Raw genomic sequence first — 9,043 nt, 5'->3', positions numbered from 1 at the left:
GCACCTCTCTCATTGAGATCACTTTAGGGCGCCCAGTCATCTCTGACAGGAGCATTCCACCCCAGTGGGGTTACTCAGCGATCAGGGGCCGCTACGGCAACAACGTCCGTCATCCGTCGTCGTCAGGCTCCGCACGCAGATGCACCACCACGCAGTGCTCCACACAAACACCGTCATTCAAATCACAACTGGTGATGCATTCGAAATACGACTCGATCGCATCGCGTTCCTCAAGAGCAGGATTAGTCACACTCGCCAGAGCCAGGGTCGCCATCAGAGAACTCCACCCGTCACAGTGCGATGACACTAAAACGAATGCGGGAGAAATCCTCCTCAGATTGCGAAGAACAAAGTACCCACGTTGTTGTACCTAACTCCTTCCAAATCCCTCTGAATTTAGCTGAACACAGCGATCAATGGAAATGCAGTGACCACCAGGGTCAGGACGATGAATGACCAGATCAACATCAAGCCAATACTGTGCTGATCAATCTCATGAAGTGTGGGGGTGCGTGTGACCATGGGTCCAGCGGCATCTGCCCCATTCCCTAGCCAGGATGCATGGGTGCTCACATCAGCATTTTCACTCCCCAAGCGGCTGCATGACTTCGCTGCAATCCCTGCTCCTGCGCATGACCGGCTATCTGCTCAGCAGCCTGCTGGTGCTGCTGGTTGCTGCGGCCAGTGCGCAGGCACAAACCAACCCCAAGGTGGTGGTGCATCGCTCCGCCAGCTGCGACTGCTGCACCTCCTGGGAGAACCACCTCAGCGCTGCTGGTTTTGTCATCACTGATGTAGTGAGCAACAACCTGGACGCAGTGAAATCCTCCAACGGAATCATCCCGGAGCTGGAGTCTTGCCACACCGCCCTGGTGGAGGGCTACGTCATCGAAGGGCATGTGCCAGCCGCCGCCATTCGCCGCCTACTAACAGAACATCTCTCCATTCGCGGCCTTACAGCTCCTGGCATGCCGATGGGCTCACCAGGGATGGACGATGACGGCATCACGCCGGAGCCCTACGCAGTGCTGGCCATTGACAAAAACAGCCACACAACCGTTTATGAGCACTATCCGCAAACGAACGAATGACTCACGATAGAGCAACAAATCAGCCCAATAATCGCATCGACGTGGGCTATCGGCTCAAAGAAGAAAACGGACACAAGCTTAAAACCCTCTGTGTCATCGACACCAACCCCAGAAAAATTAGCAACACCCAGTTTGCGGCTGCTGGAAAACCTCCGAGACATTGCCAACTGCGAAAGAGACAAGGCAATACATCCAACCGGCAAGATCCAAGAGCGACCCATCAATTGGAACAGCAGGATGCAAGACCTTTGCAAGACCTAAGCATTAGCACTTAAAACCAAGGGTGATAAAGAAAATCACAACAACTCGGACTCCGAGAGCCAAGCTTGCTTGAATACTTTGTAGCAATCGCTACCAACGTTCACCCCGCCCATGCGGGGCGCAGCTCGACTCAGGCCATGGAACGGGGACCTGAGCTTTCTCCGGAACAACTCATGACGACTCTTCTGTATCGGGGCAAGACGTACACCACTCACCACGAGCCTGCACCCAAGGCTTGCCGGGAACTGAATTACCACCAACAGCACTACAACACCTGCCGCGCCCAGCTGAAGCGCGATCACCATCCCCAGCTGAACTACCGCGGAATCCAATACATCAAGGACGCCCCCAAATCAGAGTGCGCGAGTGCCGAAGCGCGACTGCGTAACGACCGGCAGGCGTATCTGGCCGTGGCCCGCGACCTGGCCGAGGCCCAGTTCCAGCGCGGTGACGCAGAACTGGCCAAGCGATTATGGGAAGAAGTGGGAGATCGTGGGATGGACGTCGATCGCATCACCCATCTCCTCTATGGCTGCTGGTTCCAAGATGATGCCGAAGCCATGCGCGAAGCCGACGAGGAGTTTTTAGCGGCTCATCACGCTTGATGCCTTCAGCGTCGTTTTCACGGCATGAAACCCTTCTTTAAAGACAGCGACATCCAACATATGCTCTACTTTGCATGTGTTGGATCAGATCAAGAAGGAGCAATGATGCTTCAATCCAATCTGAGCACAAACACGCACCACAGCGCGACCTTGGATCGGAAGATTTTCAGAGCCAAGACCGATCCAAGTTAAAAACCTGACTGCATCTCAAACGCAATCCTGTTCAGCGAGCGCTAAGGATAGAAATCGCCGAAGGACCCAGTGCGCAGGCCAAAGCTCGGAATGGCTGATGGCGACCATCCACGATCAAGGTTCCCATCGGTTCGGCGCGAGCGTGATCAAGCTTCATGGTCGGCAAGTCGGGTAGACCCATTCGGCCTGGATGAGCTTCAGCATCCCCCTGCCACCACACCACTGACGATCCCCATCCGAGGACAGTTCGGAGAAGCTCGCCAGACTGATCGAAGCCAGCAGAGCACCATGGCCAGGATCCAGCCAACAACTGCCTTCGTGTCGGCCTTCCTTGCGCTGCTGGCCAACACGATGCTCCAAAGCCCGGCCGCCCTTGCCCACGGTGGCAGCAAGGAAAAGGCGTTGGGCATTCAGGTGGAAACCCTGGCGAAATCCACCCAGGAGTGGGATGGCGACACCCTGCCGGCCTATCCACGCAGCCAGCCCGAGATCCAGATCCTGCGCATCACCATCCCCGCCGGCGTCACCTTGCCGCTGCACACCCATCCGGTGATTAATGCTGCGGTGATCACCAAAGGGCGGCTCGAAGTGCAACTCAAGGGCGGCGGCACACGTGAATTCGGCGCCGGAGAAGCCCTGATTGAAGTCGTGAATAGGGTGCATTTCGGCAGAGCTCTGCCGGGCAGCGAGGTGGAGGTGATCGTGTTCTACGCCGGCACTCCAGGACTGCCAGTGACGGTGCTCACCCCCTGAGCGGTCCGAAATCCGCCAGAGTGCGGGGCCTCAGAACAACACCCATGACCCCTCCCAGCCGCGATCAGGTGCTTGCTGCGTCCGCCGGCTGGGTGGGTGCCCTGTTGAACGTGTTGCCCGGCCTGGGTGCGGGCTATCTCTACCAACGCCGCTGGAAGGCCTACTGGATCACCTCGATCCTCTCCACGGCCTGGTTTGTAGTGGGCGCTGCCCTTGGTGGAGGCACCTCGGGACCGGAAGCCCCCCAGAACCAGCTGATCGGACTGCTGGGCCTGGTGCTGCTCAGTGGTGTGACCGCCAGCGAAGCGGGCCTGGCGGTGAAGCGGGTGCGTGAGCAGCTGAACAGCGACGCCTAAATCGCCAACGGCGCCGGAATCACTGGCTTCGCCGCTTTTCCGAGCTTGTGGTTGTGGTGGTCCTGGAGGCTGCGCCTGGATTTCTCCACACGAACCAAGCGAGCCACCAGAGCTGCAGTGTCGTGGTCTGACAGATCGCCATCGTCTCTCCACTTCAAACAGGAGAGCGGCGAAGCAGGTATTGCCTTCATAGCTATGTACGGTCCGATGACCGACACATTACGGTCACTAAATCCTGACGACTAGAAAGGAAAGCTAAAGATCAATCAGTATTTTTGAGTATTAATCACCAAGCAAAATCAATTTTCTCTTTCACATTTTCTTTGGATTGAATGCGGCAGGCCGATGTGTGTCTGCGTCCGCTCATGAACGGCGGGCTGCACCGCGGCCATTACCGATCAACCCCAGATCAATGGCCAGACCCACGGCCACCACCAGCACGCCACTGAAACTCGACAGGCCTCCGAAACCCGCCACCGCCCAGCAATACCCCAGGGTCGTGGTGGGCAGCAGCACCAAGCCCAACAGAGGAATCAGAGGGTTGGGAACACCAAAGCCAGCGAACGGTGCCAGCACGAAGGCACTGTTGAACAACCAGCACAACAGCAGGATCACCCGGGGCGCAAGAAGCCCCAGAAACGCGATCAGACACATGGAGACGGGCGCGCGCTACTCCAGAGGTAGCCAAAGTCAGCAGCAACAGATCACCGCCATGGTGAGGCACCCCACGACTGTCGTGGTGACAGGATTTTGACCATGACCGACACCCCCGACCTGACCGCAATCCATGCGGTGTACAACGATCCTCAGATCGAGGGAATGGAAGCGCTCTACGCAGCGATCGCGGAGCAGTTGAACTCCGGCGCTGATTTTGAGCAGGCCTACGCCACCGTGATGGCCTCGGGCGGTCCTATCGCCGCCACCTGGATCCGCTTCTGCGTGCAGTGCACCACGCGCTTCAGCACTCCACCGATCGAAGCCGATTTCCTGGCCGTGCTGGAACAGTTCAGCCGGCAGCAGCTGGAACGCTCTCAGTAAACGCCATCAACGGGACTCAACCGAACTGGCCGAGAGCGCAGAACTGCAGGGTGCCTCGGCCATCGGTCGTGACCGATCCTGCCCCGAGCATTTCCAAGGTGTGAAAACAGGCCTTCGCGCGCTGCTCTGAAATCAACAGCGATCGTGAGCCATGGTTGCTGACATCATGCCAAGAAATTGGCCTATTGAGACGCGTCGCCATGCGATGAATTGAGACCAGCAGGGTATCAGTAATCAAAACAGAATTACTTCGCAGACCAAGCTTTACCGCTCCTGAAATAATCCATCTGTTCCTGATGAACACTACAGAGCACGACGTCAGAAAAAACTGACAGCTGGGTTGGAAAACCGTCAGATCAGCTGCACAGGTCAACCGCGCAAAACCGTTAAAACATCTCCACTTGTGCAATCACCATGGCGACCTACGGCGTGATCGGCTGCGGCTATGTGGGTAGCGATGTGGCGGTTCTGATGAAGGCCGGAGGCCATCACGTGGTGGGCACCACCCGTTCAGCGGAACGCATCCCAGAGTTGCAAGAGCTGGTGCACGAAGCCCATCAAGTTGATCTCACCGATCCCGATGGGGACCTGAGCTTTGTGGATGACTTGGATGGCCTGCTGATCAGCGTGGCGCCAACCCAGCAAGGAGAGGGCTATCGAAGCGTGTTTGCTCAGGGCATCAGCAGATTGGGTCGCGCCTTGCGGCGCCGAACCAGTCATCGTCCGCTGCACGTGACCCTGATCAGCAGCACGGGGGTGTACGGCGACCAGCAAGGCCAGGCCGTCGACGAAGAGAGCCGGCTCGACACCAGCAATCCCATCAACGCCCTGCTGGCCGCCGCCGAAGACCAGCTGCTGAGCATTGATCGCCCCGACACCGGCATTTGCGTGCTCCGCCTGGGCGGGATCTACGGACCAGGACGCGACATGGTGGCGATGATTCAACGGGCTGCGGGGCAACAGGTGCCCAAAAACGGCAATGCCGTGCCTGCATGGAGCGGAATCCTCGACATCACCCAAGGCGTGGCGTTTGCCTTCAGGCACAACCTGCGGGGGATCTACAACCTGGTGGACGATATGCAGCTCAGCCGAAGAGAGCTTTCGACCCTGATCTGTGACCGCGATGGGCTGCCACCCGTTCTGTGGGGTCACTCAGAACCGAATGGATCGCGCATGCTCAATGCCCGGGTGTCGAACCGCAAGATCAAGGACGCAGGCTTCCGATTCAGCTCACCTTCGATGCTGGAGGCCGTGAAGGTCTGAAACCGAATTTATTCCGGTCCCCAGATGCGGCGCAACACCTCAATGTCGTAGTCGGTGAAAAACCGTGGCGGCCCACCCGGACGAGGCTTGTAAGCCATCACCGTGATGCCGGCGTGGGCCGAAGCCGCTGAGAAGGGCTTGTCGTCGTAGAGGCAATCTCCATCAACATTGCTGAAGGGATGCTCAAGTCCGAGCGTATGGCCAAATTCATGCAGAAACAGGTAAACAGCATCCGTCTGACCCGTTGCAATCCCAAGGCATCCGTTGAGAATCATGATGTATTGCGTGCCGGCAAGGTTTTGACGCGCTGAACCTTCTAAGCGGTCGTTTTGATCGCAATAACCAACAATGACGAGATCGGCATCCTGCTGCCGACGCACCTCGCGAAAATCGAGAGCAATCAGGCGATCAGTGGCCCTGATTAGCTTCTTCGCCAATGCTTTCTCATGGGCGTAAAAAGGATCGGCGCGAAAGCTCTTCCGTGGGCTACCAGCCCCAACATTTCCTTCAAGATCGCCGACCACCACGGTGTAACGACGTGGCTCCATTTCAATGAAATAGTTGATCGTTGTGCGACCACCAAGAAATTGTTTGTCGCCGAAACTCCAAGGTGCAACAAGGGCTCTCACCGTTGGCCGCATGTCGCATTGCTGGGCGAGAGCAGGCATGGGACCCAGCAGACCAAACCAGGCCGCGACCATCAAAGGCCAACGTTTCATCACGCTTTGACTGCTGATTCCACCTAATCACATCGAGACAGGCGTGCAAACCTGAGCATCCTCACGACTGCAGTGGCACGCGATGACATCCTCTGATGCACTTCCGGAGTCGATGACGCTCAAACCCAGCACAATCAACTGGCTGCTGGTGATGCTGGGGAGCGCCGGTCTGGGGATGCTGGGATTGCAATGGCTGGGCAGCGATAGCGACACAGCCGCTTGGGCGGTTCCGCTCGGCATCCTGCTCGGCGGCACTGGACTGTTGGTGTCTCTGCTGATGCTGTGGCCGAACAGCAGCTGGATCAAATTGGGGCCTGATGGCATCCGTCTGCGCGTCCTGTTTCGAGACTCTCACCACCGCTGGGGTGACATCAACGGCTTCGGAATCACAACGTTGCACACCGGTTACGGCAACAAGAGCCGGCTGGTGACCTTCTGGGTGGGCCCCAACAACACGCCGCATTCCCTGCCAAGTGGGTTTGGCAAAAAACCAGACGATCTGATGGAGCTGCTCGAGCATTATTGGCAGCGCTACCGCTGACGCAAACCCGTCATTCCATTGATGCGGTCAAGCGACCCACTGGTCGGCGTCCATGATCCGTTTGATCAACAGACCCAGGCGTTTGAACTCAGCGAAGTTCATGTCCTGCACAGCCTGATCCAAACCGCTGTCGACCCACTCGCCGTCGCGCAACTCATAGATCGTGAAGTCCTGGTCCAGCGCGTCGCGCTTGATGCAATAAGTGATGCCGTCGTCGTGGAGGAAGTCGGCGGAATGCAGTTGGAGTCCCATCGGTTCAGGCTAGAAGCCCCTTACCCGAGGGATCGATCAGGCCATAGAGCAGGGCCATCACCGCCAGCTGGGTGCGATCGCGGGCTGTGTGATCCCCCACTCCAGGGAGACGGACTTCAAAAGGCCAAAAACACTTGCCATTCCCTGACAGGTCAGTAGGGTTTGCGGGTCTCTAACGAAGTGGCCCCCCTCCCAACGCCTAGGCCTCTGGCCAAGCAGCGGGAACGCCAATCCATGGCTCAATCCAGCACAGCCACCTCCAAACGCGAAGCCGAACTTCAGCGACTGGAAGCAGCCTTAGCTGCAAAACCCGCCTCCAAACCTGCAGCGAACCGCTGATCTGCGAGCGATCATTCAGCGCTTCACCTCCAGGATCAAACGCTTGACTTGGACCGGCCCTGAGGCGGCTGGCAATGCAGTGATCGAGACGGTTTGGGTTTCCGAGAGAGGACCAAAACTGCAATTCATCCGCGCCTGCTTCCACGACTTGCTGATGCTGCTGTTGTGTTCCACCGTTGCGCTCATGATCGTGAGCGAGGGATTCAGGGCATCGCAGATAACGGTCGACTCTTCTTTGCCGTTGTCAGGTTTCACCTCGATCTTGAAGGTCAGCGCTGTTCCCTTCTGGTAACTGACATCGAGACTGTTCCAGAACTGCAAGCGTTCTCCCTTGCGCAAGCTGAGGCTCGTTTGCTGAGCCTCAATCGCCTCGGGTGAAAACGTAAAGCGATGGAGCAGCTCGCCTCCCATACAGCCTGTCAAAAGGCTCAGGCATCCAATGGTGACGCCCCAACCAGGCACAGATCGACAACGCATAGCTCATCCACCGCTTCACCAGAACTAGCCAGGGCTTGCTCAAGCGGTTTTGCGCTGGGTCGCCGCATAGGCCACAGCACCACCGGCCACGAGCGTGAGCAGCCCTGAGGTGATCAGGAAACCCACCAACATGTGAAGGGCAAGGAGACTGCCGAATAACGACATCTTTACGCGCAGCAGCTTGCTCTTGATCAGGAGCAGCAACAACAGCGCCACGGTGGCCTTCAGGCTTGCGATCTTGGCAGCGCTGATGGGGCAAAACGGATTGAGCAACATCGCCCAGGCGTCGATCGATTGCGTGAATTGTCGCGAACTCAGATGTAGCGCCGTGGGCAAAACGTTGCAGCCCAAGCACAGTGAGGCGAGCAGCACGCTGAAGCGATGGTCAACGCAAGCCTCAACTGGGCGTCCCTGATCGGGATCGTCTGCTTTGGCTATGGGGTGGTGGCTGCGGCTCTCACCGTGCCCCAATTGATCTTCAAACTTCAGCGCCGGGCCGATCTCACCCCCCAGGTGGTGTTCAACACCCTGACCACCGTGGTGCAGGGCTTGGGCCGCGCCCTGGCGTTGCCACTGGTCGGTGGCATTCTGTTTTTCCAGGGATGGCGGCTCGATCCCATCCTGCAGTTCGCCATGGCCTTGCTCAGCGCAGGCGTGATTGTGGAATCAATCGGCAGCCTGGTGAACGATTTCCTGGCTTGGCAACAGGGCAGAACGGATCGCGCATCACGGTGATGGCTGTGGGCGTCCGTTGCACGGATGAAACTGAGCGCCAGCTTGCCCCGACTTACTTCTGGCCGTAGGCACCAAGCGACATGGCCCGGTTGAGCACCTGCTGCTTGATCAGCGCCCGATCCCGTTCCACATACAGCTCAGCCCAGTGGGACGGCTTGGATTTGCCCACCAGGGTTTCAACATCGTCTTCAACTTCGGCATAGACCGCATCCACAAACGCTTCAGGGGAATCGCCGAAACTGTCGTAAGCCTCGAGGGCTCGATCGAGGCGTTTGATCAGACGTGTTGCACGCGACATCTAATTTCTAAGCAATCCTATCCCAAAAACACTACACAAAACCCACAACCGACTGCAGCAATGACGACAGTTCAGGAGAGAAGATTCGCCGCTTGAAGATTAACGACTGATCAACATTGGCTT

General features: G+C 57.6%; 17 protein-coding genes. 9 read left to right on the top strand and 8 right to left on the bottom strand.

The genetic code is table 11. The features are described 5' to 3' along the window. Window positions 1-109: 109 nt before the first annotated feature. Window positions 110-274, bottom strand: coding sequence for a hypothetical protein (locus RS9916_RS14690; RefSeq protein ID WP_007097300.1), 165 nt, complete (start codon window positions 272-274; stop codon window positions 110-112). A 328-nt stretch (window positions 275-602) separates the two neighbouring features. On the opposite strand from RS9916_RS14690, the gene RS9916_RS01030 reads away from it, so the two are divergent. From RS9916_RS01030 to RS9916_RS01015, 4 genes are all read left to right on the top strand, one after another. After that, window positions 603-1,091, top strand: a complete 489-nt coding sequence (locus RS9916_RS01030) for a DUF411 domain-containing protein (RefSeq protein ID WP_007097298.1) — start codon at window positions 603-605, stop codon at window positions 1,089-1,091. A 398-nt stretch (window positions 1,092-1,489) separates the two neighbouring features. After that, window positions 1,490-1,957 (top strand): DUF4278 domain-containing protein, encoded by a 468-nt coding sequence (locus tag RS9916_RS15015; RefSeq protein ID WP_232199489.1) that lies wholly within the window; start codon window positions 1,490-1,492, stop codon window positions 1,955-1,957. A 480-nt stretch (window positions 1,958-2,437) separates the two neighbouring features. Continuing rightward, window positions 2,438-2,902: a cupin domain-containing protein gene (locus RS9916_RS01020; protein WP_038023973.1), complete on the top strand. Its 465-nt coding sequence runs from the start codon at window positions 2,438-2,440 to the stop codon at window positions 2,900-2,902. 44 nt (window positions 2,903-2,946) lie between these two features. After that, window positions 2,947-3,258, top strand: a complete 312-nt coding sequence (locus tag RS9916_RS01015) for a hypothetical protein (RefSeq protein ID WP_007097294.1) — start codon at window positions 2,947-2,949, stop codon at window positions 3,256-3,258. A 363-nt stretch (window positions 3,259-3,621) separates the two neighbouring features. On the opposite strand, the gene RS9916_RS01005 is transcribed toward RS9916_RS01015, so the two are convergent. Continuing rightward, window positions 3,622-3,912 carry a hypothetical protein gene (locus RS9916_RS01005; RefSeq protein WP_007097292.1) on the bottom strand — a complete coding sequence of 97 codons (291 nt, stop codon included), beginning with the start codon at window positions 3,910-3,912 and terminating at the stop codon, window positions 3,622-3,624. A 102-nt stretch (window positions 3,913-4,014) separates the two neighbouring features. On the opposite strand from RS9916_RS01005, the gene RS9916_RS01000 reads away from it, so the two are divergent. Continuing rightward, complete coding sequence (locus RS9916_RS01000) at window positions 4,015-4,296, top strand: hypothetical protein (protein ID WP_007097291.1); 282 nt, start codon at window positions 4,015-4,017, stop codon at window positions 4,294-4,296. Between the two features lie 16 nt (window positions 4,297-4,312). Here RS9916_RS01000 and RS9916_RS15010 read toward each other — a convergent pair whose 3' ends face one another. Next, window positions 4,313-4,498 carry a hypothetical protein gene (locus RS9916_RS15010; RefSeq protein ID WP_156777445.1) on the bottom strand — a complete coding sequence of 62 codons (186 nt, stop codon included), beginning with the start codon at window positions 4,496-4,498 and terminating at the stop codon, window positions 4,313-4,315. A 212-nt stretch (window positions 4,499-4,710) separates the two neighbouring features. Here RS9916_RS15010 and RS9916_RS00995 point away from each other — a divergent pair, with 212 nt between their 5' ends. Further along, window positions 4,711-5,559: an NAD-dependent epimerase/dehydratase family protein gene (locus tag RS9916_RS00995; RefSeq protein ID WP_007097289.1), complete on the top strand. Its 849-nt coding sequence runs from the start codon at window positions 4,711-4,713 to the stop codon at window positions 5,557-5,559. Window positions 5,560-5,567: 8 nt separating this feature from the next. On the opposite strand, the gene RS9916_RS00990 is transcribed toward RS9916_RS00995, so the two are convergent. Beyond that, a complete protein-coding gene (locus RS9916_RS00990; RefSeq protein ID WP_007097288.1) occupies window positions 5,568-6,278 on the bottom strand; it encodes a hypothetical protein in 711 nt (236 codons plus the stop codon). 82 nt (window positions 6,279-6,360) lie between these two features. Here RS9916_RS00990 and RS9916_RS00985 point away from each other — a divergent pair, with 82 nt between their 5' ends. After that, entirely contained in the window at window positions 6,361-6,819 is a 459-nt protein-coding gene (locus RS9916_RS00985) for a hypothetical protein (RefSeq protein ID WP_038023001.1), read from the top strand. Between the two features lie 27 nt (window positions 6,820-6,846). Here the strand turns inward: RS9916_RS00985 and RS9916_RS00980 are convergent, their stop codons facing one another. Further along, the gene (locus tag RS9916_RS00980) at window positions 6,847-7,071 is read right to left on the bottom strand and encodes a hypothetical protein (RefSeq protein ID WP_007097286.1); all 225 of its coding nucleotides are present in this window, start codon (window positions 7,069-7,071) and stop codon (window positions 6,847-6,849) included. Between the two features lie 180 nt (window positions 7,072-7,251). Here RS9916_RS00980 and RS9916_RS14220 point away from each other — a divergent pair, with 180 nt between their 5' ends. Beyond that, a complete protein-coding gene (locus RS9916_RS14220; protein WP_007097284.1) occupies window positions 7,252-7,410 on the top strand; it encodes a hypothetical protein in 159 nt (52 codons plus the stop codon). 15 nt (window positions 7,411-7,425) lie between these two features. On the opposite strand, the gene RS9916_RS00975 is transcribed toward RS9916_RS14220, so the two are convergent. Both RS9916_RS00975 and RS9916_RS00970 read right to left on the bottom strand, forming a co-directional pair. Further along, the gene (locus tag RS9916_RS00975) at window positions 7,426-7,821 is read right to left on the bottom strand and encodes a hypothetical protein (RefSeq protein ID WP_007097283.1); all 396 of its coding nucleotides are present in this window, start codon (window positions 7,819-7,821) and stop codon (window positions 7,426-7,428) included. A 105-nt stretch (window positions 7,822-7,926) separates the two neighbouring features. After that, window positions 7,927-8,163: a hypothetical protein gene (locus tag RS9916_RS00970; protein WP_038023970.1), complete on the bottom strand. Its 237-nt coding sequence runs from the start codon at window positions 8,161-8,163 to the stop codon at window positions 7,927-7,929. A gap of 105 nt (window positions 8,164-8,268) precedes the next feature. Here RS9916_RS00970 and RS9916_RS00965 point away from each other — a divergent pair, with 105 nt between their 5' ends. Further along, on the top strand, window positions 8,269-8,622 hold the full coding sequence (locus tag RS9916_RS00965) for a hypothetical protein (protein ID WP_007097281.1): 354 nt from the start codon (window positions 8,269-8,271) through the stop codon (window positions 8,620-8,622). A 52-nt stretch (window positions 8,623-8,674) separates the two neighbouring features. Here the strand turns inward: RS9916_RS00965 and RS9916_RS00960 are convergent, their stop codons facing one another. Further along, on the bottom strand, window positions 8,675-8,920 hold the full coding sequence (locus RS9916_RS00960; RefSeq protein WP_007097280.1) for a hypothetical protein: 246 nt from the start codon (window positions 8,918-8,920) through the stop codon (window positions 8,675-8,677). Window positions 8,921-9,043: the final 123 nt, after the last annotated feature.

It is taken from the genome of Synechococcus sp. RS9916 (assembly GCF_000153825.1).
Lineage (GTDB): Bacteria > Cyanobacteriota > Cyanobacteriia > PCC-6307 > Cyanobiaceae > Synechococcus_C.
This window is presented reverse-complemented; position numbering and strand designations above follow the sequence as displayed.